Here is a 24028-nt window from a genome sequence, read left to right as displayed (position 1 = left end):
TTCTACCAGACAGTCTCACGGCGAGATGTCATAGAAAGTAGTGCGTTGGACGAACCCCCCAAAACACTTCTAAACTAGACAAAGATATGCGGTACATCACGCGCCCAATGTAGTGTGCGATGCCCGCCCACCTCGTGCCAAAAGTGGTTTTGGCACCCAGCAATCACAAGAGATGGAAGAGGCGTAAGAGAAGTGCCAAACCAGCCAGAACATATTGTTCCCGAAGAGTTCGCGGGTAACGAGTGGCTCGTCGAAGAGCTCTTTGAGAAGTACGAGCAAGACCGCAACTCAGTCGACGAGACGTGGTGGCCTCTGTTTGATCAGTGGGCAGGCACAACCGGCAGCGCACCCAGCTCGCAGCAGGCACCGGTACCCGCTGTAGCGTCCGCACCGGTCAAGGAAGAACCCGTCAAGGCCCCCACCCCCTCCACTCCCAAGACCCCTGCCCCTGAACCTGACCCCAAGTCAGCCCCGCAGGCAGCCCCCAAGGCAAGCACCCCCTCAGCGAACAAGCCCGCCACCCCGAAGGAAGAACCCGTGAGCGACGCTCCCCAAGAAGACCAGATTGTCACCCTGCGCGGCCCCGCCAAGGCGGTAGCGGCCAACATGGACGAGTCACTGAGCGTACCCACCGCAACCACCGTCCGCGCTATCCCCGCCAAGCTGCTGATTGATAACCGCACCGAAATCAACAGCTACCTGGCCCGCACCCGCGGCGGCAAGGTCTCCTTCACCCATATCATCGGCTACGCCATTATCCGTGCTCTTGCGGCCTTCCCCTCCATGAACGTCAGCTACGGTGAGGACGCCAAGGGTAAGCCCGCCGCTATCCAGCACGCCCATGTTAACTTCGGCCTGGCCATCGACTTACCCCGCCCCGACGGCTCCCGCAACCTGGTTGTGCCCAACATCAAGGGTGCAGAGAAGCTTTCCTTCTCAGAGTTCTGGGAAGCCTACAACGATATCGTCAAGCGCGGCCGCGAGGGCAAGCTCGGTGTTGAGGACTTCGCCGGCACCACCGTATCGCTCACCAACCCCGGCGGTATCGGCACCGTCCACTCCGTGCCCCGCCTCTCTAAGGGCCAGGCAGCCATCATCGGCGCAGGTGCCCTCGACTACCCCGCAGAGTACCGCGGTACCTCAGAAAAGGTCATCGCCCGCAACGGCGTCTCCAAGATTCTGACCCTCACCTCCACCTACGACCACCGCGTCATCCAGGGTGCAGGTTCCGGTGAGTTCCTCAAGATTGTGGAGCACTACCTGCTCGGTGGCGACGGCTTCTACGACCAGATTTTTGAGGATTTGCGCATTCCCTTCGAGCCCGTCCGCTGGGCCCGCGACAACCAGGTCAATCCCGAAGCCGAAGTCTCTAAGGTTGCCCGTATCCAGCAGCTTATTCACGCCTTCCGTGTACGCGGCCACCTGATTGCCCAGACCAACCCCATCGGCTACCAAATGCTCTCCCACCCCGATCTGCGTCTGGAGAACTACGGCCTGACCCTCTGGGATCTTGACCGCTACTGGCCCACCGGTGGCTTTGGCGAAAAGGAATCCCTGCCCCTGCGCACCATCCTTGAGCTGTTGCGCGAGGCCTACACCCGCACCCTGGGTGTGGAGTACATGCACATCGAGAACCCCGAAGAGCGCCAGTGGTTCCAGGACCGCCTGGAGCACGGCTACACCAAGCCCTCCCGCGACGAGCAGTTCCGTGTACTGGGTACCCTGAACGCAGCCGAGGCTTTCGAAACCTTCCTGCAGACCAAGTACCTGGGCCAGAAGCGCTTCTCCCTGGAAGGCGGCGAATCCCTGATTCCGCTGCTGGACTCTGTTATCTCTGAGGCAGCGGACGCCGGCCTCTCGGGTGTGGGCATCGGTATGGCCCACCGCGGCCGCCTCAACGTGCTGACCAACATTGCGGGTAAGTCCTACGCCCAGATTTTCCGCGAGTTTGAGGGCCAGATGGACCCCCGCCTGACCGGCGGCTCCGGTGACGTCAAGTACCACCTTGGCACCGAGGGTATCTTCACCTCCCACAACGGTAACCAGACTCAGGTCTATCTTGCTGCCAACCCCTCCCACCTTGAAGCCGTCAACACCGTGCTTGAAGGTATCGTCCGCGCTAAGCAGGACACCCTGGCAGAACAGGGCATCGGCAACTACCCCGTACTGCCGATCCTGGTTCACGGCGACGCTGCCTTCGCTGGTCAGGGCATCGTGCTAGAAACCCTGCAGATGTCCAAGCTTGAGGGCTACACCACCGGCGGTACCGTCCACATCGTGGTCAACAACCAGGTGGGCTTCACCACCACCCCGCGCGATGGCCGCACCGCAACCTACTCCACCGACATCGCCCGCATGATCCAGGCTCCTGTGCTGCACGTAAATGCCGACGACCCCGAGGCCGTCGTCCGCGCAGGCTCCATCGCCTTCGCCTACCGCCAAGCCTTCAACAAGGACGTCGTCATCGACCTTGTCTGCTACCGCCGCCGCGGTCACAACGAGGCAGACGATCCCTCGATGACCCAGCCCAAGATGTACCAGCAGATTGAAGAGCTGCCCTCAACCCGCAAGATCTACACCGAGGCCCTGGTCGGCCGCGGCGACATCTCCCAGGACGAGGCCGAGCGCGCCCTCAAGGACTACCAGTCCCGCCTGGAGCAGATTTTCACCGAGACCCACGAAGCCCAGTCGTCCTCCGCTCCCCTGGTCACCGCAGACGCCGCCGCTGTTTCTAACATCGAACGTCCTGCTGCCCAGCAGAACGAGGACTCGGTACACGTTGCCGGTGAGACCGCTATCTCCGCTGAGACCCTTGCCCAGATTGGTCAGGCCTTTGGCAAGATTCCCGAGGGCTTCACTGTACACAAGAAGCTTAAAAAGCTGCTGGAGCAGCGCGTCAAGATGTCAACCGAGGGCGACATTAACTGGGGCTTCGGTGAGCTTGCTGCCTTTGCTTCCCTACTGCTGGAAGGTCGCGATGTGCGCCTGACCGGTCAGGACGTCCAGCGCGGCACCTTCGTCCAGCGCCACTCCGTGCTCCACGACTCCCTGACCGACGAAGAGTGGAACCCCCTGGCCAACCTCTCAGAAACCCAGGGCAAGTACTCTATCTACAACTCCCTACTCTCCGAGTACGGCGTCATGGGCTTCGAGTACGGCTACTCCGTAGAGCGCCCTGACTCCCTGGTGCTCTGGGAGGCCCAGTTCGGCGACTTCGCCAATGGCGCCCAGACCATCGTTGACGAGTTCATCTCGTCAGCAGAGCAGAAGTGGGCCCAGCGTTCCTCACTGGTTCTGCTGTTGCCCCACGGTTTTGAGGGTCAGGGCCCTGACCACTCATCGGCCCGTATGGAGCGCTACCTGCAGCTGTGCGCCGAGAACAACATGACCGTTGCTGTTCCCTCAACCCCGGCTAACCACTTCCACCTGCTGCGCCGTCAGGCCCACTCCCGCCCGCACAAGCCGCTGATTGTTATCACCCCCAAGCAGCTGCTGCGCCTCAAAGCTGCCGCTTCATCGGTTGAAGACTTCACCAGCGGTAGCTTCAAGCCCGTCATTGAGGACCAGGGTAACCTGAACCCCGCTGACGTGACCCGTCTGGTCTTCGTCTCGGGCCGTCTCTACTACGACCTGGAAGCTGAGCGCACTAAGCGCGGTGACAAGAGCACCGCAATTGTGCGAGTTGAGCAGCTCTACCCCTTGCCGTCCGCAGAAATCAAGGAACAGATTGCTGCCTACCCCAATGCGGAACTGGTCTGGGCTCAGGATGAACCTGCCAACCAGGGCCAGTGGCCCTTCATGGCGGTCAACCTGCTCCCCCAGATTGATTACCGTATGAAGCTGATTTCCCGCCCGGCAGCAGCTTCACCCGCGGCCGGTACCGGTAAGCGTCACCAGCGCGAGCTCGATAACCTTATCTCTGAGGTATTCGACCGCTAAAGCAGGGCGCTCGCTCAGCTCCCAGTGCCCGAATCTTGCCCGTCAGGATTCGGGCACTGCCTGTTTGCGGTGCGCCCACCGTGCACTGTCAGGCTCCAGGGTTTAGACTGGTACAGAATGAATGAGACCAACGTTGCGGGGCTACCTGGCCCTCAACCTTGTAGAAAGAAACACGTGGATCAGCGAAAAATTCGACTTGTAGCCGTTGGCGATGATCTGCTCGCAGGCGTCGGGGACCCCCGCACCCTCGGGTGGTTCGGGCGCGTTATGGCGCGTACCCCTCAGACCTCTGCCTCTATCTCTGCCTATAATCTGGCAGCTCCCGGTGAGGGCAGTGAACAGCTCAACGCTCGCTGGTTTGAAGAAGCCAGCCGCCGCTTTGCCCAGGGCCACGAGAACCGCCTGGTCATTGCCCCCTCAACCTTCGACATCGACCTAGGCCTCACCAGCGCCCGCTCCCGCCTGAACCTGGCGAACATGGTCGATATGGCCTCCCAGAACAATGTGAAGGTTCTGGTTGTTGGCCCCCCGCCCACTCTCGATGCTGAGCGTAACCGCAAGATTGCCGACCTGTCGGCAGCCTACGCCGATGTGGTGACCCGCCGTAACCACCTCTACGTTGATACCTTCAACCCCCTGCTGCACCATGAGCAGTGGCGCAATGATCTGGCAGCAAATGACGGCCGCCCCGGCCAGTCCGGCTACGGCCTAATCGCCTGGCTGGTTCTGCACCGCGGCTGGTACAACTGGCTTCAGATTTCAGAGCCCGTTTAAGAAAGTACCTGGCTGGCATCTGCCCCTGTGACCAACCCGGGGTGTGCAAAGCTAGCCAAGGTATGCGAAAATAGTGAGAAGTGCCTATTCCAAGGTGCTATCGACCATTTGTGTTCCGTTATCCTGACGGGCACTCCACCTTGATCAAGGAGGCTCTCATGAGCAAGCGCGGTCGCAAGCGTAAGGATCGCCGTAAGGGTAGCGCTAACCACGGTAAGCGCCCCAACTCATAAGGCAATCAACAAGGGCCCCTACTCGCAGAAGCGAGCAGGGGCCCTTTGTTATTGGCTAGCTAGCTGCCGGGTGCCCTCCGGTGTGGATGTCGTCGATGCAGGCGCGGATACGGCTTTTGAGGTCAACGGGGGCGGTCTCCTTGCAGGTGCGGCGCACAGCTTGACGGATGATGCACTCTAGGTCGTATTCCTTGGCGCAGGTTTCACATTCGGCCAGGTGGGCTTGGAGTTCTTCGAGGTCCTGGCAGCTGAGCGGGTCATCAAGGTAGGTATAGATCTTGGCCAGGCGCTCTTCGCAGGGGGTAGAAGGGCTCGGGTTGTGCACGGTGGTCATTGGTGGCTCCTTTCTTAGGCCCTAGCGGTTTGGCGGGCGCCGGCCTTGCCGGTGGTCGTGGTTTTAATGCCGCGTTCGGCGGCGTAGTCGGTGAGTTTGTCTCTGAGCAGTTTGCGGCCCCGGTGCAGGCGGGACATGACGGTGCCGATGGGCGTGTCCATGATTTCGGAAATCTCTTTGTAGGAGAACCCTTCGACATCGGAGTAGTAGACGGCCATGCGGAAGTCTTCGGGAATGGACTGGAGAGCTTCTTTGATGTCGCTATCGGGCAGGTGGGCGAGAGCTTCGTTTTCTGCCGAAGGTAGGCCCTTAGAGTCGTGGGCTCCTGCCTGGGCTAGCTGCCAGTCTTCAACGGTATCGGTGTTGGCCTGATAAGGCTCCCGCTGACGCTTGCGGTAGACGTTGATGTAGGTGTTGGTGAGGATCCGGTAGAGCCAGGCTTTGAGGTTTGTTCCGGGCTTGTACTGGTGGAAGGCGGAGAAGGCTTTCATGTAGGCCTCTTGGACGAGGTCTTCGGCGTCCTGCGGGTTGCGGGCCATGCGCAGGGCGGCGGCGTAGAGCTGGTCTACGTACAGTAGGGCTTCTCGTTCGAAACGGGCTTTGCGTTCGGCGTCGGTTTCGCGGGAGCGCACATCGGGTTCGTTGCCTTCAGGGGCGAGGACGTCGGTGGTCGGCGCAGGTTCAGTGCTGGGGGCCGGGGGTGTGGCTGTCATTTCCCTCCAGGTGTGCTGTGGTCTTTTGTCTTACTGTACCTGCCAACGGGCGCGGCTGCGCGCCGAGTACAACGAGACCTGTACTGGTTGAACAGGCTCACAGCGAAGCTGTTGGCTCGGGGCTGGCGCGAATCTGGCGAGCCTGCGAGCCAGCTAGCGAACCAGCGAGAAGGCCGACAGCGAGCGTGAGCCTGCGAAACCTTTAACAAATCTCGTCATGTATAACGACAGAGAGTCGAGTTTATTCCCCAGCACCAGAGTAATTTTGCGCTGGTGGTGCAATAAAGTGGCTGAATCCACCGGTCTATATGTATGCTTAGTAGTGTTAGGTATCTGTGATACACCGCAAAGGGGCCTCACACCCCGTGAAGGAGGAACTCATGTCTTTGGTTCGCCGTTTTGCTCGCCCTCTGCTGGCTTCAAGCTTTATTATCTCGGGTGTTGACCGCCTGCGTGACCCCGAATCGTCCAAGCACCTGGCTAAGGTTGTCAACCTGGCTGCGACTTCTGCCCCTCAGCTGTCTGTGCTGCGTGGCCAAGAGAAGCTGGTGGGTCAGGCTCTGGCTGGTTCTCAGGTAGCTGCTGGCACCCTCTTTGCCCTGGGTAAGTTGCCCCGTCTTTCTGCGAGCGTCCTGCTGGCTACCGGTGCTATTAACTCCTATGTTGAGTACCGCGCTACCGAGGCTGAGACTAAGGAAGAGAAGACTGCCCGTCGCAATGCTGCTGTGCTCAACGGCTCCCTGCTGGGCGCTATTGCTATCTCAGCTGTTGACACCGACGGTAACCCCTCACTGGCCTGGCGAGCTTCTAAGCTGGGTGACCAGGTTGCTAAGAAGTCCCATCAGCTGGCATCTGATGTTCAGGATGCTGCTTCTGACGCCCAGAAAAAGGTTGAGGACCTCTTCGCCTAAGCTGGCCCGTACCGGGTGTACGCCCCCGTGAACTTTCGATAAACCCCGCACCAAACCGGTGCGGGGTTTTCTTGTTTGCTGCCCCGCCCACCTAAAATAGGGAGGGAGTACGCCGTAATAACTGATTCCGAAGTAGGTTTTATTTGTGGTTGATGCGACCAAGCAGCCCCTAGTTGCCGATGGAGACTGGCTAGCGCCCACCGTTACGGTGCCCGGCGGTGCCCATGCCCGGGTGGAGATTCCCGGGTCTAAGTCGCTCACCAATCGTTACCTGCTGCTGGCGGCTTTAGCCGATAGCCCCTCGGTGATTCACGCTCCCCTGCATTCGCGCGATTCGCGGCTGATGATGACTGCGCTGACTGCCCTGGGTGCCCGTTTTGAAGAGGTTGAAACCGGTAGTGCCTTTGGCCCTGACCTGCGGGTGACCCCCCTAGATTTTTCTGCGACCGCTGCCCGTGAGACCTCCATTGATGTGGGGCTGGCGGGTACCGTGATGCGTTTTGTGCCCCCGGTAGCTGCCCTGCTGCCCGGTACTTTCCATTTCGATGGCGATGAGCATGCGCGGGTGCGCCCCATGCTGCCGGTGATTGAGGCCCTACGGGGCCTGGGGGTTGAGGTTGCGGACGCCGGTCGCGGCTCCCTGCCCTTTACCGTCGTTTCTACCGGTTCGGTGCAGGTGCCCGAGCTGACCATTGACGCTTCGGGTTCTTCCCAGTTTGTCTCTGCCCTACTGCTGGCTGCGTGCCGTTTTGAGCGGGGTCTGGTGCTGCGGCACGAGGGTGGCCAGGTGCCCTCGATGCCCCACATTGAGATGACCGTTGAGACTATGCGTGAGCTCGGTATTAGCGTCGACTTCAATGGCACCGATACCTGGACGGTTGCCCCCGGTGGCTTCCCCGGCTTTGAGGTTACCGTTGAGCCCGACCTCTCCAACGCTGGTCCTTTCTTGGTTGCCGCTGTTGCCACCGGCGCATCGGTAACCGTTCCTCGCTGGCCAGCCTCTACCACCCAGGGTGGGGACCACTGGCGAAAGATTCTGCCCCTCTTTGGGGCCCGGGTGGAGTTAGCCGACGGAAACCTGACCGTCACCGGCCCCACCGGGGGTGCGGCGTCCGGCTTGCCCGGTGTTGAGCTCGACCTGGCCGAGGCCGGTGAGCTAGCCCCCACCGTCGCTGCCCTCATCGCTCTTTCTCCGGCGACCAGCGTCCTTTCCGGTATTGCCCACCTGCGCGGCCATGAAACCGACCGGCTTGCCGCCCTGACCGCCGAGATTAACCGCCTGGGCGGTTCCGCTGAAGAAACTACGGACGGTATCCGCGTCACCGCCCCTGTAGCTCACGGGGCCCTCATGCGCACCTACGCTGACCACCGCATGGCAACCGCCGCTGCCGTAATGGGTCTGGTGCTACCGGGCATCGTGGTTGAGAACGTCGAGACCACCTCCAAGACCCTGCCCAACTTCACCGGGCTCTGGCAGAACATGCTGGATCAGTGGCAGGCAGGTGCCGCCTAATGCGCCGTTCCTGGGATGAAAGCGATGTGCGCGTCCGCCCCAACAAGAAGGGCTCCCGCCCCCGTACCAAGGACCGCCCTGCCCACAAGGACGCAGAAATCGGCCGCATCATCACCGTAGACCGGGGCCGCTACACCGCCATCCTCGATGAGGGCAAAAGTAGCGAACGGGTCGTCACCGCCGTACGCGCCCGCGAGCTGCGCCGCTCCCCCATCGTGGTGGGCGACAAGGTTGCCCTCGTGGGTGATACCAGCGGCAAGCCCGATACTCTAGCCCGCCTCGTCCGCATTGAAGAGCGCGCCAACCTGCTGCGCCGCAGCGCAGACGATACCGACCCCGTCGAGCGCGTCGTCGTTGCCAACGCCGACAACCTGGTTATCGTGGTCGCCGCTGAAAACCCCGAGCCCCGTACCGGCTTTATCGACCGGTCCCTAGCCGCTGCCTTCGACGCCGGGCTCACCCCCATTCTCTGCATCACCAAGACCGACCTCAAACACCCAAAATGGCTGCTGGACTACTACCGGGACGTTGAGCTCACCATCCTACTGTCTAAGTCCAAGGACGGCCGCGCCCCCAGCGAGGAAGGCTCCGAAGGGCTCGACACCACCCTAGTTGAGCAGCTTTCTGAGTATCTCGACGGCTCAGTCTCTGTGCTCCTGGGCCACTCCGGCGTAGGCAAATCAACCCTGGTCAACGCCCTGACCGGAGCAGAACGCGCCACCGGCCATGTGAATGCCGTGACCGGGCGTGGCCGCCACACCTCGTCCTCAGCTCTGGCCCTCCAGCCCCAAAAGTCTGCCCCCGGCACCTGGATTATCGACACCCCCGGCATCCGCTCCTTCGGCCTAGCCCACGTCGAGCCCGACACCCTGGTCGCCTCCTTCACCGACCTTGCCCCGGGCTCAGCCAACTGCTCCAAGGGCTGTACCCACTCGGCGTCCGCACCCGACTGCGGCCTTACCGCCTACGTCGAAGCGGGCCAAGCCGGCCCCTCAGGCCCAGAACGCCTCGAATCCCTGCGCAAGCTCCTGCACGTTGACGAAGAAACCGGCGACACCGAGAAAGAACTCGGCGTCGTAGACCTCTAAACACACCAAGGCACACGAGACCATGACTAACTACACCGACGACCTGCGCTTAGCCCACATCATGGCTGATGCGGTAGACCGCCTCACCCTGGCCAAGTTCACCTCCCACGATTTCGCCGTCGACACCAAACCCGACCTCACCCCCGTCACCGACGCCGACCGCGAAGCCGAACAGCTCATCCGTTCCCAGCTCTCCCGCGTCCGCACCCGTGACTCGGTGCTGGGTGAAGAATTGGGGGAAACCGGCTCTTCTCCCCGCCAGTGGGTCATCGACCCCATCGACGGCACCAAGAACTTCGTGCGCGGCGTGCCCGTCTGGGCTACCCTTATCGCCCTGCTCGACCACGGCAAGCCCGTCGTCGGCGTCGTCTCCGCCCCTGCCCTCCAACGCCGCTGGTGGGCAGCCGAAGGCACCGGCGCCTACACCGGCCGCTCCCTCGCCAAGGCCACCCGTATCTCGGTCTCCTCTGTCGCCCAGCTCGAGGACGCCTCCCTCTCCTACTCATCTCTCACCGGCTGGCGCGATTTGGGCCTGCGTAATAACTTCATCGACCTGACCGACACAGTCTGGCGCACCCGAGCCTACGGCGACTTCTGGTCCTACATGATGGTCGCAGAGGGCGTCGTCGACGCCGCCGCTGAACCCGAACTCGGCCTCTACGACATGGCAGCCCTGGTCCCCATCGTGACCGAAGCAGGCGGACGCTTCACCTCCCTGGCAGGAGCAGACGGCCCCCACGGCGGCAACGCCCTAGCCACCAACGGCCACCTGCATGAGGCCGTCCTTTCCTACCTGGGGACCGACAAGACCCTTTAAAACCGGGTTCTCACGGTACCGGGAAAACGTTTCAACCTAGACCAAAGGCCCCGAATCCTATATCAAGGATTCGGGGCCTTTGGTCTAGGTTCTTCTGCTGAGCTACTTCTTACGCTGGTTCAGAATCGAAATCTGCTCGTTGCTACGGTCGTTCACGGCCTCAGTATGCACCTCGGTCTTACCAGACTCAGAGGGAGCTGAGTACTGCAGGAACTTGGGCTGGGCAGGAATCTTCAGCTGAATCTTCGACTGCTGGGTACGCTGCTTCGACAGGTCTACGCTGTAGAGCATCGACACGGTCTCCTCGCGAACACCTCCCATCATACTCTGGTAGAGGGCATAACCCTCACGCTGGTATTCCACCAGGGGATCACGCTGGGCCATAGCGCGCAGGCCAATACCTTCCTTGAGGTAGTCCATCTCGTAGAGGTGCTCAGGCCAGCGCTTACCGATGACCGAGAGCACCACGCGGCGCTCAATCTCGCGCATGGCGTCCTCACCCACGGACTCTTCACGCTCGCCGTACTGCATCTCAGCGTCAGCCAGCACCTCCTTCACAATCTGGTCGCGGGTGACCTTGGTCTTGTCGCCAGCTTCTTCAGCCAGGTCTTCTGGGGTAATGGTAACCGGGAAGATGGTGCGCAGGTTCTCCCAGAGCTTCTCGAAGTCCCAGTCCTCGGCGTGGCCCTCGCCCACCTGGGCATCAATTGCTGAGGTGATGACCTCAGTGCGGAACTTAGCAATCTGTTCCTTGAGGTCATCCCCTGCCAGAATCTGGGCGCGATCCTTGTACATGGCTTCACGCTGACGGTTGAGCACATCGTCATACTTGAGCACATTCTTGCGCTGCTCAGCGTTACGGGCCTCGACCTGGCCCTGGGCGTTGGCGATGACGCGGGAAACAATCTTAGCTTCCAGAGCGGTATCATCGGGGGCACCAGCCATGAGGCGGGCAGCTGCCTGGCCATTGAAGAGGCGCATCAGGTCGTCAGACAGTGACAGGTAGAAGCGGGACTCGCCGGGGTCGCCCTGGCGGCCCGAACGTCCGCGCAGCTGGTTATCGATGCGGCGGGACTCGTGACGCTCGGTACCCAGCACGTAGAGACCGCCCAGTTCTTTGACCTCTTCGTGCTCGGCAGCAGAGGCCTGCTCTGCTGCGGCGAGCACCTCGGGCCACTTAGCCTCGTATTCTTCAGTCCTCTCCTTGGGGTCAAGCCCCAGGGTCTTCATGGTCTCAACGGCCTCGAACTCGGGGTTGCCGCCGAGCATAATGTCGGTACCGCGGCCTGCCATATTCGTCGCCACGGTGACAGCACCCTTACGGCCAGCCTGGGCCACGATGGCAGCCTCACGGGCATTGTTCTTCGCGTTGAGCACCTCGTGGCGAATACCGGCCTTCATCAGGAGCTTAGACAGATACTCGGACTTCTCGACGCTGGTGGTACCTACCAGCACGGGCTGGCCGGTAGCGTGGCGCTCTTCGATATCTTTGACCACCGCGTTGAACTTGGCAATCTCGTTCTTGTAGACCTTATCGGGCTGATCGATGCGCTGTTTTTCCTTGTTAGTCGGAATAGGCACGACACCCAGCTCGTAGGTGTTCATGAACTCGGCAGCCTCGGTCTCAGCGGTACCGGTCATACCCGAGAGCTTGTCGTACATGCGGAAGTAGTTCTGCAGGGTCACGGTCGCCATGGTCTGATTTTCAGGCTTGACCTCGACCTCTTCCTTGGCCTCAATAGCCTGGTGGATGCCGTCGTTGTAGCGGCGGCCTGCCAGAATACGGCCGGTGTGTTCATCAACAATCATGACTTCGCCGTTCATTACGACGTAGTCCTTGTTGCCCTTGAAGAGTTCCTTGGCCTTAATAGCGTTATTGAGGAAGCCAATCAGGGGGGTGTTCTGTGACTCGTAGAGGTTATCGATGCCCAGGTGGTCTTCAACCTTATCGATACCCGATTCGAGCACGCCCACGGTGCGCTTCTTTTCATCGACCTCGTAGTCTTCGCCGGCCACCAGGGTGCGGGCGATACGGGCAAATTCGCCGTACCAGCGGTTAGCTTCGCCCATAGCGGGGCCAGAGATAATCAGCGGGGTACGGGCCTCGTCGATCAGAATGGAGTCAACCTCATCGACAATGGCAAAGTTATGGCCGCGCTGTACCTGTTCCTCTTTGGTCCAGGCCATGTTGTCACGCAGGTAGTCAAAGCCAAACTCGTTATTGGTGCCGTAGGTAATGTCGGCTTCGTACTGTTTACGGCGCACATCGGGGGTCTGGTTCGCCAGAATAACGCCCGACTCCATACCCAGGAAACGGAAGACACGGCCCATCAGGTTAGCCTGGTACTCAGCCAGGTAGTCGTTAACGGTCACCACATGCACACCCTTACCGGAGAGGGCGTTGAGGTAGGCAGGAGCGGTGGCGACCAAGGTCTTACCCTCACCGGTTTTCATTTCGGCGATATTGCCCAGGTGCAGGGCGGCGCCACCCATGAGCTGCACATCGTAGTGGCGCTTGCCCAGGGTTCGTTTTGAGGCTTCGCGGACCACAGCAAAAGCTTCGGGGAGCAGAATGTCCAGTGACTCGCCGTCCTCAACGCGCTTGCGGAAGGCGTCGGTCTCAGCGCGTAGCTCTGCATCGCTCATCGCAACAAAGCTGTCTTCGAGTGAGTTCACTGCATCGGTGTAAGCACGCAGCTGCTTGAGGACTTTTTGGTCTCCGCTGCGGAGTAGCTTTTCCAAGAGAGATGCCACTGAAGTTTGCTCCTTGATTGGTTTGGTTTAGGGGTGGGCAGGGTGAGCCCACCGTGCTCACTCTATTCTAGTTTAGTCCGCAAACGGGCTGGGGCCGTTCACCTGTGGGCTTGACGGGCCTACCTTTTAGATTCACAGAGGGGTAGGGCCAGGCACAGGGCAGGGCCCCCTGCGCCCCCCCTACCTGCGGTAGGGGGTACGGCAGAGGGCCCTAGTCCGGGCGGGTACCGACCTTAGTCGGTAGTACCTTCTTCGAGGGTAATGACGCCGTAGGACCAGCCTTTACGGCGGTAGACCGCTGCGGGGGATCCGGTTGCCTTATCGACGTAGAGGAAGAAGTCGTGGCCAACCAGCTCCATGCGGTCAACCGCTTCTTCGGGGGTCAGGTGGTCGGCGGGGAAGCTCTTCTGACGAATCTCGATGGGTGAGTCAGCTTCTTCGTGCAGGTCGTATTCGCCAGCAAAAGCTGCTTCTTCAACCGGCAGGTCCTCGGTCTGAATTTCGGTGAGGGCGACCTGGTCGGTGATGACGGGCAGTGAACCAGTGGCTTCTGAGAGCGAAATGGGGTGCTTGCCCCCTGCACGGCGGGTCTTGCGACGGTCGCGGGCACGGCGGAGGCGTTCTAGGAGCTTGCCATAGGTTTCGTCGAAAACTGCGAACTTATCTTGACCGGTTGCTTCTGCTCGGAGCACGGGGCCGCGGCCGACGACAGTGATTTCCACTCGAATCGCGGCGGGGCCATTCTGGCCTTCCTTGGTGAACTTGACTTCAATGTCGGTTACGTTGTCGCCGAGGGCTTCGAACTTGGTGATTTTACTTTCAACGTGTTCCTGCAAACGTTCACTTACTTTGACGTTGCGGCCGGTGATGTTGAGTTCCACAATTCCCTCCATTCTCAGGGGGTGAATACCCGGCCCTGTGACTGCCGGGTATTGGGGAATCTATCTTGTGGATTCCTTAACGCAACTCTACGCCCTTTTGTGGTCTAAGTCATTTTTTTAAGCCTTTTACGGTTCTTTTCACAGGAAGGACTCAATATTTTGGTGGCCCACCTCACCCTGTGCTATATGGCTGCCGCTTGGGAACATAGGCAATCGTTGCCCCTCCCAGCACGGTGGCGCCCTGGCTGGTAAGCACCCGGTAGCCCTCCTTCAGGGAAGCTCCGGTGGTGAACACATCGTCAATCAGCAGACAGCTGGTTCCCTCTAGACGGTAGTAGCGCCCCAGCTGGTGCAGAGCAGGCTTGCCCAGGGTAAGTTTTCCCTGCATCTGCCGGTGGCGCTCTTCGAGGCCCAGGGTTTTCTGGGCTTGGGCACCTTTGGCGCCGCCTATTCCCCGCTTCCAGGCAGGAACCTGGGCGAGCGCGTCCGCCACCTTGACCGGTGCCGGGTAGCGCAGGAGGGGTAGCACTGCGCGGGCTAGGAGCGGGGCTGGGGCATAGCCTCGCCTGCGCACCGAGGCCCGGCTGGAGGGCAGGGGCACCAGGAAGATAGGCTCAGCGGGATCCAGCTCGCCCTGGTTCAGCTCTAGAAGGCAGGTCGTGGCCCGGGCCAGGGCCGAGGCGAGGTAGGGGCTAAGGTCGGTGCGTCCGGCGTCCTTATAGGCCAGGACGCAGCGCCCCAGCTCGTGCTCGTAGCGGCCAGCAGACACCACCGGCAGCTGTGCGCCGGGCAGGGTAATGGTCTGCAGGTTGAGGGTAGCTAGACGCACCAGCCGGTCGCAGAGGGGGCAGAGGGCAGCGGACGCCAGCATGCTGGGCCCGTAGGTCTGGCAGCTGGCGCAGACCCTAGGAAAGAAGAGTTCTGTGGTCTGCCGCCAGCTGGTCAGTATATCGGGCAGAAGAGGGTGGGCGGACGTCATACCCCCAGTCTGGCGGGGTCAGGCAGCTACCTGCCAGGGCTGGGGATAAGTGGTCCAGACCATTTCTCTTAGCCGGCGTAGTTGATTTCGCTGAGGCTGCTTTCAATGCGGGTCCAGCTCAGCCCGGCTACGATGTAGAGCCCGCCATCCCGGGTCATCGCAACCGCCTGGTCAATGCCGTTGCCGGTAACAATGCGGGTAATGCCTTGCAGGGAATCGTACTGGGTGTTCTCGCCGGTCAGGGAGACCAGTTCGGTCTGGGTGGTATCGGTGTTCCAGAGGAAGACCTCCACGTCGCTGACCCACTCCGCTCCGCGCGGGTTAATCTCTGCGCCCAGGCGCACCGGGTCAAGGAGCTGGGTAGGGGTACCGTCTGCCGACCGGCGGATAGCCGAGACCCAGGCCCCATAGTTGCTTCCGTCGGCTGCCGAGGTGACCAGTACGGCCCGGCTACCGTCGCGGGCGATAGAGATGCTCTGCAGGAGCTCCCCCTCAATCCAGCTGGTGACCTCGCGGGCAGCGCTGTCTTCCTGGCCTGCGGCGATAACCCGTACAGAGCCGTCCTGCTCCCCCACCCAGAGCCAGTTCTGGTGGTCAAAACAGGGCCCTAGAACGTGGGTGCCCCGGTAGACCGAGCGGGCACCGTTGGAGTTAGCCAGCCAGATCTCGTTCTGCCCGGTATTGGTGTAGGCGTAGTAGTTACGGGTGTAGTTCATGGCGGGTAGGGTAATGAGGGCCTGGGCCGAGGTCTCTACGATGGTCTGCTGGCTGGCGGCATCGTCCAGGGTTGCCCGGGCGATCAGGCGGTTATCTTCGATACCCACGATGTTGCCGGCGGCTTCGGGGTTAACTGCCGGTTCCCGGTAGTTTTCGAGGGTGGGGGCCGCAACGATCTGGTCGTTGATGGTGAGCTGCACCGTGGTGACCGAGGCGAGGTTGGTGAGGGTCTGGGTGAGCTGGGTGCGTAGGCGCTCGGTTTCGAGGGCGCTGGCTGCGGTGAGGGAAGTGCCCCCGGAGAGCTGGATGTCAGCCACCCCGTTTTCGATGGGGACGGAGTTACGGGTCAGGCTGGTATCGGCCGGTACAGCGGTCACAACAGCCCCGGTGAGGTAGGGGGCAGGCCCTTCAAGGAGCACCCTCACCAAGGAGGTAGCTACCGTGGTGCGCTCGGCGAACCAGCGCACATCGGGCACAGCGTAAGTGTAGGTGGGGTCGTAGAAATAGAGAGTGAAGGGGTTGAAGACGTCCGCGAATTCGTTCCTGTTCAGCACCGTTCCGTCGGGAGCGGATGAGATACGCCACTCCCCGTCAACCTGGCGCAGGGTGAACTCCACCTCGGTATCAGCCACCGTGGTGTAGGAGGTAGCCAGGCCCTTATCGTCAACCAGAGTGCTTGTGGGCACGGTGACCAGGTAGCTTGAGTCGCTGACGGAAGTCGTGGTGAAGGATGAGTTATAGACCAGGGTGCGCCCGTCCGGCTTCCAGGATTGGGCTAGGTCTTTGGTCAGGTAGAGCCTGGCTACGCTGTAGTCATCTTTCACCCCTACCCCGGCGTGCAAAAAGCCCTCGATGATCTCGGTGGGCCGGGCCCCGGGGGTGGGCCCTTCGGGTGAGTTGCCGCTGGTGGAGGTGCTGCCCGTAGCCTGGGGGTCGGCGTAGTGGTTGACTTCGCCGTCGGTGGGGATAGCGGCACAGGCGGTGAGGGTTGCGAGAGAGCTCAGGGCCAGGCCGAGGGCTGACCGCCGGGTAAGGTTAGGGTTCAACGGTGGGCTCCGAGGGATTTGAGGCGTCGGGGTTCACGGTCGGGGTGGCACCGGTAGCCGGAGCGGACGGCGCGGGCAGCGGCTCGCCGCTCAGCAAGACCGGGGAGGGGCCCATGGGCACGTCCTGGTCAATGGGGATGGTCATGCGGAAGCTGGCTCCCTGACCCTTGATGCCCCAGGCTTCGAGGGTACCCTGGTGCAGGCGGACGTCCTCGGCGGCGATAGAGAGCCCCAGGCCGGTACCGCCCAGGGTGCGTTTGCGGGAGGTATCAGCCCGCCAGAAGCGGTTGAAGACCTGCTCGGTTTCTTCGGGGCTCAGGCCGATACCGTGGTCACGCACGGCAACGCCCAGGGTGCTTTCGGTGGCGTCCACGTATACGTCGATGGGCTGACCCTCGGAGTGCTCTACGGCGTTGAATAGCAGGTTGCGCAGCACTCGCTCAATGCGGCGGTGATCCATATCGACCATAATCTCGGTGTGATCGGTATGCACGGTCAAACTGGTGTTGGTCCGCATCAGGTGGGGCTCTACGGCCTTGAGGACCTCATCGAGCACGGCCATGAAATCAACCGACACCGTATCGAGGGTCTGGGAGCCGGCATCGAAGCGGGAAATTTCGAGCAGGTCGGCCAGCAGGGAGTCGAAGCGGTCCACCTGGTTATAGAGCAGCTCGGTGGAGCGCTTGTAGAGGGGCTCCATGTTGTCGCGGTTATCGTGCAGCATATCGGCTGCCATGCGCACCGTGGTGAGCGGGGTACGTAGCTCATGTGACACGTCAGATACAAAGCGCTGCTGCATGGTTGATAGCTTCTCAAGGCGAGAAATCTGGTCTTGCAGGGAGTCAGCCATACGGTTAAAAGACATCCCCAGGCGCGCTGTCTCGTTCTGGCCGCGCACCAGCACACGCTGATCCAGGTCACCGGCTGCAAGTTTTTCAGCGGTGATAGCGGTAGAACTAATCGGGCGGATCACGAAGCGGGCAATCATCCACACGATGGTCAGCACCACCACCAGGAGCACACCGAAGCCCACCCAGACCACCAGGTTGATGTACTGCACGGTCGCTTGGGAGGTCGACAGGTTATAAACCAGGTAGAGGGAGTAGTCGGGGTTCTGGGGTATCGAGATACTGGTGCCGACCACCAGTACCGGGGTGCGGCGTCCGTCCGCTGAGGTAATACTCGATGACTGCCAGTAAATCCCCGTGCCCTCACTCACGCTCTGGGCTAGTGATTCGGGCACGTCGCTGACCGTGACCTCGCTACTCTGGGCCTGCTCCACAATAAAGCCATCGGTGGTGGCATTCATGTCCTTAAGAAGCACCCAGTTGCGGTTGCTGTCGGCGCTACTGCTCTCAAGCACGGTCAAGAAACGCGAGACATCGCGCTGAATCTCGGTACGGCCGGTGGCGTCAGAGCCGTTGATCAGGGTCTGCACGTTACTAAAACCGGCCGATGACTCTTCCAGGGCCTGCTCCAGGTTGCCGCGGAAGAGGGAGTTAGCGATCTGGTGGGAGATAAAAGAGCCCACAAAGATGAAAGCCACCAGCAGCAGGCCGGCCGCGGCCACTACAGCTCGAAGCTGGAGGGACTGCTGCCAGAGCCTGCGGGCACTGGCCAGGGGCCCGTAGACCCGGGAGGGGCCTGCGGGGGCGGTAGTCCGAGCGGACGCGCGAGGTGAAGTACCAGCCACTGCTTAGCGCTGGCCTGCTGCGGCCTTGTAGCCCACACCGCGCACGGTCAGCACGATCTCGGGGTTCTCGGGGTCGCGCTCAATCTTGGCGCGCAGACGCTGAATATGCACGTTAACCAGGCGGGAATCGACGGTCTTTTCGTAGCCCCACACATTGCCCAGCAGGGCCTCACGAGTCATGACTTGGCCGGGCTGGCGGGCCAGGTTCGCCAGAAGTTCAAATTCGAGGGGGGTGAGCTGAATCGTTTCACCCTCGCGGCTCACCGTGTGCCCCGCCAGGTCAATGGTGAGGTTACCGATGCGCAAAGGTTCGTTATGGCGCTCTTCGCGCGGACGCAGTCGGGCTCGGACGCGGGCCAGCAGCTCAGCGGGCTTGAAGGGCTTGGTCATGTAGTCATCGGCGCCAGCCTCTAGCCCCTTGACCACGTCCTCGGTATCACCCTTGGCGGTCAGCATGATAATGGGCACGTCTGACTCCCCGCGAATCTGGGTGCAGACCTCAATACCATCCATACCCGGCAACATGAAGTCCAGCAGAATCAGGTCGGGGTGGTGGGTGGCAAAAGCCTCAAAGGCCCGGTCACCGGCGTCGCAGAAGACCGTCTCGTAGCCCTCTTGTGCCAGCACGATACCGACCATCTCTGACAGGGCGTCGTCGTCATCAACTACAAGAATGGTTTCTTTCACGGTGGGTCTCCTGGTGGGATTCACATTGGGCCTTCCCCTAGTGTACCGGGGTTAGGCAGTGAGCCGGTTTAGGCATCTTGGGCGATTTCGGACAGGGCACGGGCTGTCTCGGTCAGGTGCCCCAGAACAGTAGTAGCCCGCTGCGGGTCAGTGGCAGCCAGGCTACCGGTTTCGGTCAGTACCAGCTGGTTGAGAAGCTTCTTCCCCAACCCAAGGTCCGACCAGGTACGCCACAGCCCCCGGGCCAGGTCGCCAGCAGGCACCCGAACCAACGGATCAACAACCTCTAGATAAAGCCCCCGCTCAGCTTCTAGACGGGGGGCTAGCGTCTCCCAGGCCGAGGTAGGCTGAGCCGCCATCGACAGCAGGGGGATGGCAAGGGTCTGCCTGACCTCAGGGTGCAGCTTCACATAATCAGCCCGAGTGACAATCTGAGCGCCCAAGCCCTCCAGCTCCTCGTGCAGGGCCCCTAGCAGGGCCACCAGCTCATGTCGCGGCACAGCCCGCAGAGCGCGGTAGCCGCTAGAAGTCGGCAGCTGACCTGCCACCACCTCGACCAGCAGAGGCTCTTCTACCTGCACCAGCACCTGCGCGCCGGGCACAGCCTGCCGCAGCAGCTTCACCACACCGTGAAAACCAGCTCGCTGGGCCTCAGCAACATCGCGCCGAGCACCATAATCTGAGAGGACGCGCTCGCCACTGGTTAAGTAGGTACTGGCAGCTAGGCTCAACGGCCCCAGCAGACGCAGCTTGATGGTTCCGGGAGCAGCCCCGCTCTCCTTCCCCACAACGTCCGCCAGGATATTGATATCAGATTCCAGGAGCGACCTGGCAGCCTCCCCCTCAGCAGCGTAGCCGCCAGTGAGCCGCCAGCCTGCGGCGGTACCGTCCGCGCTCAACCCTTCCAGGGCCGCGATAGACCGTGCCAGCAGGGTTGCCCGGTAGCCTCGGTCGGTTAGCTCCGGCAGGTAGCTGATATGGGGCTCCCCCAGCTCACCGCGGATACGGGTCACCGCATCAAGCACATCACTCCCAGCCCAGGGGCCAAGGCCGGTAGCCCCAACCGTCAGGTGCTCCTCAAAGGTCAGCGGACTCTCTAGGTCCTTACGGGCAGCCAGCATTTCGGCATCGGTCGGCAGGTAGAGAACAGGGCGAGCAGGCCTAGAAGCAGGCATAGAGGGAACTCTTTCTGCCACCTACCGGTGGCTGTAGCATTGCGGGCTGAAAGTTGAGTGGCTAGGACTTCTGTTCGGCCTCAGCCGCAATCTTCTCGTGGTGCCGTATAACCTCAGAAATAATGAAGTTCAGAAACTTCTCGGCAAACTCCGGGTCAAGGTGGGCAGCTTCAGCCAGCGAGCGCAGGCGCTTAATCTGGGCTTCCTCCCGCCCCGGGTCCCCCGCCGGCAGAGAGTGTTCAGCCTTGAGGTGGCCGACGCGCTGGGTTGCGCGAAAACGCTCAGCAAGAATATGCACCAGGGCTGCATCCATGTTGTCGATGGTCTGGCGCATGGTAAACAGCTCCTCCAATACTGCCGGGTTAGCCCCTGTCATCGAGGTGGCGCGGGTATCAAAGTCAGCGTGGGCCTGCACGTCGTGGGCCTTCGGAGTTGTGTTCATGTGTTTAGTCTAAAAACCTCAGGTGCTGTTTGCAGGGGCAAGCCCGCAGATTTCACCCTGTGGACTCGTAACGGTATGCCTAGTTAGCGGTGATATCAGCCCGATCGAGGCTGTAAGCGCGGGCGATAGTGGACTGACCCAGCACACGGGTGCCCTGGTAAATCACCATGGTCTGCCCCGGAGCAACACCACGCAGTTTCTCGTGCAGGCGCACCACGGTTTCCAGGCGCAGGGCACCGGGCTCAGCTGCTTCATCGTCTACGACCCATTCCAGGTGGGCGGTCGAGGGCACCGGGTCAGCGTGGGCCCGTACCTGGGCGGTGACGTCAAAGGGTGCCGAACGGGCACCTTCTACGGGCTCTTCGGCCAGGAAGGCAGCAGCTTCCTCTACGGGCAAACCGGCCCAGGTTTCGCGGATACCGCGAATCTCATCAATTTCGAGCAGGTCCTTACCGCCCACGATGACCTCGTTAGTCTTGGGGCGGATTTCTAGCACGAAGCGGGGCTTACCGTCGGGGGCAGGGTGCCCAATGGCCAGGCCCTTGCGCTGCCCCACGGTAAAGGCCTGGGCCCCGCGGTGTTTGCCGAGTACGCGTCCGTCCGTGTCCTTGATATCACCCTCAGTCATGTCGATGTGCTCTTCGAGCCACTCGCGGGTATCGCCCTCGGGAATGAAGCAGATATCGTAGGAGTCGGGCTTCTTCGCTACCGAGAAGCCGCGTTCGGCGGCCTCGGCGCGCACATCGTCCTTGGAGGGGGTATCGGCCAGGGGGAACCAGGCGTGTTTGAGCTGCTCATGGGTCAGCACACCCAGAACATAGGACTGGTCCTTAGCCCAGGTGGCAGCGCGGTGCAGCTCCCGGTTGCCGTTCTCGTCCGTGATGACCTTGGCGTAGTGGCCGGTGACCACAGCGTCAAAGCCCAGGGCAACGGCCTTCTCCAGCAGGGCCGCGAACTTGATCTTTTCGTTGCAGCGCATGCAGGGGTTAGGGGTGCGGCCGTGCTCGTACTCGGAGATAAAGTCATCGACCACGTCCTCCTTGAACCGCTCGGAGAAGTCCCAGACATAGAAGGGAATCCCCAGCTGGTCGCAGACCCGGCGGGCATCCATGGAGTCCTCAATGGTGCAGCAGCCGCGGGAGCCGGTGCGCAGGGTGCCGGGCATGCGGGAGAGCGCCAGGTGCACGCCGACCACCTCATGGCCGGCCTCAACGGCGCGGGCGGCGGCAACGGCCGAGTCCACGCCACCGCTCATAGCAGCAAGAATTTTCATTAGTCTGTCCTCAGTATCAATAAAAGTTTGGTTATGGGCTCAGCAGGACGCGGCCAGGTGCCTGCCCGGGCTACCGCCTTATCGAGCTAGTTCCAGCGGGCGGCGTCCGGGGCGTGGCCCGCCATACCTGCCTTTTTGGCTTGGGCCCAGGCGCCAGGGAGGGCGGCAAGGAGAGCAGTGATGTCGTCCTCGGTGCTGGTGTGCCCCAGGGTGAAGCGCTGGGCGCCGCGGGCCTCGTCCTCGCTCAGCCCCATAGCCAGCAGGACGTGGGAGGGGCGGGGCACCCCGGCGTTGCAGGCTGAGCCGGTGGACGACTCCACCCCTGCCATATCGAGCAAGAAAAGCAGGGAATCGCCCTCGCAGCCCGGGAAGGTGAAGTGGGCGTTGCCCGGCAGGCGATTGAAGGTGCCGGTTGCTCGGTCCTGGGTGCTTTCGGGGGCGGCCCCGCGCAGCTGCGCTTCGGGAACAGCCGCGAGGACGCCCTCGATCAGGCGGTCCCGCAGCTCGGCCTGACGGCTTGCTTCGGCGAGCAGGTTCTGCCCTGCTTCGGCAGCTGCTGCACCAAAGCCCGCGATGGAGGCAGCATCAATGGTTCCTGAGCGCACGGAACGTTCCTGCCCGCCGCCGTGGAGTATGGGCATGAGCTGGGCGCTGCGGGTGGCGATGAGGGCGCCGATTCCCATGGGCCCGCCGATTTTGTGGGCTGAAATCGCCATGGTGGTGGCGCCGGATTCCTTGAAGCTCACCGGCAGGGTGCCAAAGGCCTGGACGGCATCCGTGTGAAAGGGAATGCCAAGTTCAGCAGCTACCGCGGCGATTTCTGCGACGGGCTGCACGGTACCTACCTCGTTGTTGGCCCACATAACGGTCATCAGGGCAACCGTCTCTGGGTTCTGCCCCACCGCCTGCCGAACCGCTTCGGCACTGACGACACCGCTGGCGTCCGGAGCTATCCAGCTCACTTCTGCCCCCTCGTGGGCCTGCAACCATTCAACGGCATCGCCCACGGCGTGGTGCTCAATGCCCGAAACAATGATGCGGTTCGCAGCCGGGTTGGCTTCGCGGCGTTTCCAGTAGAGCCCTTTGATTGCCAGGTTATCTGCCTCGGTACCACCGGAAGTAAAGATGATTTCGGCGGCGTCGCAGCCGGCGACCCGCGCGATACGTTCGCGGGCGTACTCGACGGTAGCGCGAGCAGAGCGGCCCGCTGAATGCAGGGATGAGGGGTTGCCGCCAATTTTCATCTGCTCCACCACGGCATCGATAGCCTGAGGGAGCATGGGGGTAGTGGCGGCGTGGTCCAGGTAGACCCGGGGCATGGGCGCTGGCCTTTCCGTGGCGATTGGTCAAAACAATTCAGCCTTCCATCATACTCCCCCCCCCTTCTTGGGGCAGGCTATGGACTGCTTCACCCTCTCAACAGCTCCCAGCGCGCTTTTATTTCGCGGCGGGCGCGTAAACTGTTGGGGTGTTCAAGATTCTTTTTTATACCCCAGAAATTCCCGGCAATACCGGTAACGCGATTCGTCTTGCAGCTATCACCGGTGCAGAGCTGCACCTGGTCAAGCCCCTGGGCTTTAACTTTGAGGACGCCAACCTGCGCCGAGCTGGCCTCGACTACCACGACCTAGCGGTCATGACCGTACACGAGACCCTCGAGGACGCCTGGGAGGCCCTAGGCCCGGCCCGCGTCTTTGCTTTTACCACCACGGCCACCACTAACTTCGCTGATATTGACTACCAAGAGGGCGATGTGCTCATGTTTGGCCCCGAATCGGTCGGGTTGCCCGAGCACGTACAGAATGACCCGCACGTTACCCAGCGGGTCAAGATTCCGATGGTTCCGGGCCGCCGCTCTCTCAACCTGGCCAACAGCGCCTCAATTGCGGTGTTTGAGGCCTGGCGCCAGCACGGCTTTGCAGGTGGAGCAATTTAGTCGCAAAAAGGCTCTGCAGGCTCACAGCGAAGCTGTTGGCTCGGGGCTGGCGTGAATTGCCTCGTGAGCGAAGCGAACCAGGCAAGAGGGTCGACAGCGAGCGTGAGCCTGCAGAGCCTTAGA

At 61.6% G+C, this 24028-nt stretch carries 20 protein-coding genes; 8 read left to right on the top strand and 12 right to left on the bottom strand.

Annotated elements, in window-relative coordinates; translation table 11 throughout:
- Window positions 1–192: 192 nt before the first annotated feature.
- The 3 genes from VSX42_RS08935 (at window position 193) to VSX42_RS10980 (ending at window position 4946) form a co-directional block, all read left to right on the top strand.
- Window positions 193–3939: a multifunctional oxoglutarate decarboxylase/oxoglutarate dehydrogenase thiamine pyrophosphate-binding subunit/dihydrolipoyllysine-residue succinyltransferase subunit gene (locus tag VSX42_RS08935; protein WP_326503955.1), complete on the top strand. Its 3747-nt coding sequence runs from the start codon at window positions 193–195 to the stop codon at window positions 3937–3939.
- A gap of 174 nt (window positions 3940–4113) precedes the next feature.
- Window positions 4114–4713, top strand: coding sequence for a GDSL-type esterase/lipase family protein (locus tag VSX42_RS08930; RefSeq protein WP_326503954.1), 600 nt, complete (start codon window positions 4114–4116; stop codon window positions 4711–4713).
- 158 nt (window positions 4714–4871) lie between these two features.
- Complete coding sequence (locus tag VSX42_RS10980) at window positions 4872–4946, top strand: 50S ribosomal protein bL37 (RefSeq protein WP_371300742.1); 75 nt, start codon at window positions 4872–4874, stop codon at window positions 4944–4946.
- 55 nt (window positions 4947–5001) lie between these two features.
- Here VSX42_RS10980 and rsrA read toward each other — a convergent pair whose 3' ends face one another.
- Both rsrA and VSX42_RS08920 read right to left on the bottom strand, forming a co-directional pair.
- The gene (gene rsrA / locus VSX42_RS08925) at window positions 5002–5280 is read right to left on the bottom strand and encodes a mycothiol system anti-sigma-R factor (protein ID WP_326503953.1); all 279 of its coding nucleotides are present in this window, start codon (window positions 5278–5280) and stop codon (window positions 5002–5004) included.
- 14 nt (window positions 5281–5294) lie between these two features.
- Window positions 5295–5993 carry a sigma-70 family RNA polymerase sigma factor gene (locus tag VSX42_RS08920; protein ID WP_237185835.1) on the bottom strand — a complete coding sequence of 233 codons (699 nt, stop codon included), beginning with the start codon at window positions 5991–5993 and terminating at the stop codon, window positions 5295–5297.
- A gap of 380 nt (window positions 5994–6373) precedes the next feature.
- Between VSX42_RS08920 and VSX42_RS08915 the strand changes: the two genes are divergently transcribed.
- The 4 genes from VSX42_RS08915 to hisN all read left to right on the top strand — a co-directional run bounded on the left by VSX42_RS08915 (window position 6374) and on the right by hisN (window position 10322).
- Window positions 6374–6904: a DoxX family protein gene (locus VSX42_RS08915; RefSeq protein ID WP_326503952.1), complete on the top strand. Its 531-nt coding sequence runs from the start codon at window positions 6374–6376 to the stop codon at window positions 6902–6904.
- 145 nt (window positions 6905–7049) lie between these two features.
- Window positions 7050–8417, top strand: coding sequence for a 3-phosphoshikimate 1-carboxyvinyltransferase (aroA, locus tag VSX42_RS08910; RefSeq protein WP_418950788.1), 1368 nt, complete (start codon window positions 7050–7052; stop codon window positions 8415–8417).
- Window positions 8417–9505 (top strand): ribosome small subunit-dependent GTPase A, encoded by a 1089-nt coding sequence (gene rsgA / locus VSX42_RS08905; protein ID WP_326503951.1) that lies wholly within the window; start codon window positions 8417–8419, stop codon window positions 9503–9505. Before aroA ends, rsgA begins: the two co-directional genes overlap by 1 nt.
- Window positions 9506–9527: 22 nt before the next feature.
- On the top strand, window positions 9528–10322 hold the full coding sequence (hisN, locus tag VSX42_RS08900; protein WP_326503950.1) for a histidinol-phosphatase: 795 nt from the start codon (window positions 9528–9530) through the stop codon (window positions 10320–10322).
- Between the two features lie 102 nt (window positions 10323–10424).
- On the opposite strand, the gene secA is transcribed toward hisN, so the two are convergent.
- The 10 genes from secA to VSX42_RS08850 form a co-directional block, all read right to left on the bottom strand.
- A complete protein-coding gene (gene secA / locus VSX42_RS08895; protein ID WP_326503949.1) occupies window positions 10425–13076 on the bottom strand; it encodes a preprotein translocase subunit SecA in 2652 nt (883 codons plus the stop codon).
- A 233-nt stretch (window positions 13077–13309) separates the two neighbouring features.
- Complete coding sequence (gene hpf / locus VSX42_RS08890; RefSeq protein ID WP_326503948.1) at window positions 13310–13957, bottom strand: ribosome hibernation-promoting factor, HPF/YfiA family; 648 nt, start codon at window positions 13955–13957, stop codon at window positions 13310–13312.
- Window positions 13958–14129: 172 nt separating this feature from the next.
- A complete protein-coding gene (locus VSX42_RS08885; protein ID WP_326503947.1) occupies window positions 14130–14936 on the bottom strand; it encodes a hypothetical protein in 807 nt (268 codons plus the stop codon).
- 68 nt (window positions 14937–15004) lie between these two features.
- Window positions 15005–16699 carry a GerMN domain-containing protein gene (locus tag VSX42_RS08880; RefSeq protein WP_326503946.1) on the bottom strand — a complete coding sequence of 565 codons (1695 nt, stop codon included), beginning with the start codon at window positions 16697–16699 and terminating at the stop codon, window positions 15005–15007.
- Window positions 16689–18392: an MtrAB system histidine kinase MtrB gene (gene mtrB, locus VSX42_RS08875; RefSeq protein WP_326503945.1), complete on the bottom strand. Its 1704-nt coding sequence runs from the start codon at window positions 18390–18392 to the stop codon at window positions 16689–16691. Before mtrB ends, VSX42_RS08880 begins: the two co-directional genes overlap by 11 nt.
- A gap of 3 nt (window positions 18393–18395) precedes the next feature.
- On the bottom strand, window positions 18396–19079 hold the full coding sequence (gene mtrA, locus VSX42_RS08870; protein ID WP_326503944.1) for an MtrAB system response regulator MtrA: 684 nt from the start codon (window positions 19077–19079) through the stop codon (window positions 18396–18398).
- A 68-nt stretch (window positions 19080–19147) separates the two neighbouring features.
- A complete protein-coding gene (locus VSX42_RS08865) occupies window positions 19148–20254 on the bottom strand; it encodes a hypothetical protein (RefSeq protein ID WP_326503943.1) in 1107 nt (368 codons plus the stop codon).
- 61 nt (window positions 20255–20315) lie between these two features.
- Window positions 20316–20696, bottom strand: coding sequence for a chorismate mutase (locus VSX42_RS08860; protein ID WP_326503942.1), 381 nt, complete (start codon window positions 20694–20696; stop codon window positions 20316–20318).
- Window positions 20697–20775: 79 nt separating this feature from the next.
- Window positions 20776–21969, bottom strand: a complete 1194-nt coding sequence (gene mnmA, locus VSX42_RS08855; RefSeq protein WP_326503941.1) for a tRNA 2-thiouridine(34) synthase MnmA — start codon at window positions 21967–21969, stop codon at window positions 20776–20778.
- An 86-nt stretch (window positions 21970–22055) separates the two neighbouring features.
- Window positions 22056–23288 (bottom strand): cysteine desulfurase family protein, encoded by a 1233-nt coding sequence (locus VSX42_RS08850; protein WP_326503940.1) that lies wholly within the window; start codon window positions 23286–23288, stop codon window positions 22056–22058.
- 149 nt (window positions 23289–23437) lie between these two features.
- On the opposite strand from VSX42_RS08850, the gene VSX42_RS08845 reads away from it, so the two are divergent.
- The gene (locus VSX42_RS08845) at window positions 23438–23905 is read left to right on the top strand and encodes a tRNA (cytidine(34)-2'-O)-methyltransferase (protein WP_326503939.1); all 468 of its coding nucleotides are present in this window, start codon (window positions 23438–23440) and stop codon (window positions 23903–23905) included.
- The last annotated feature ends 123 nt before the right edge of the window (window positions 23906–24028 follow it).

This window comes from Rothia nasimurium (assembly GCF_035916755.1).
In the GTDB taxonomy this organism is placed as follows: domain Bacteria; phylum Actinomycetota; class Actinomycetes; order Actinomycetales; family Micrococcaceae; genus Rothia.
The sequence above is the reverse complement of the archived record's forward strand: the minus strand, read 5'-3'. Positions and strand labels throughout refer to the sequence as shown.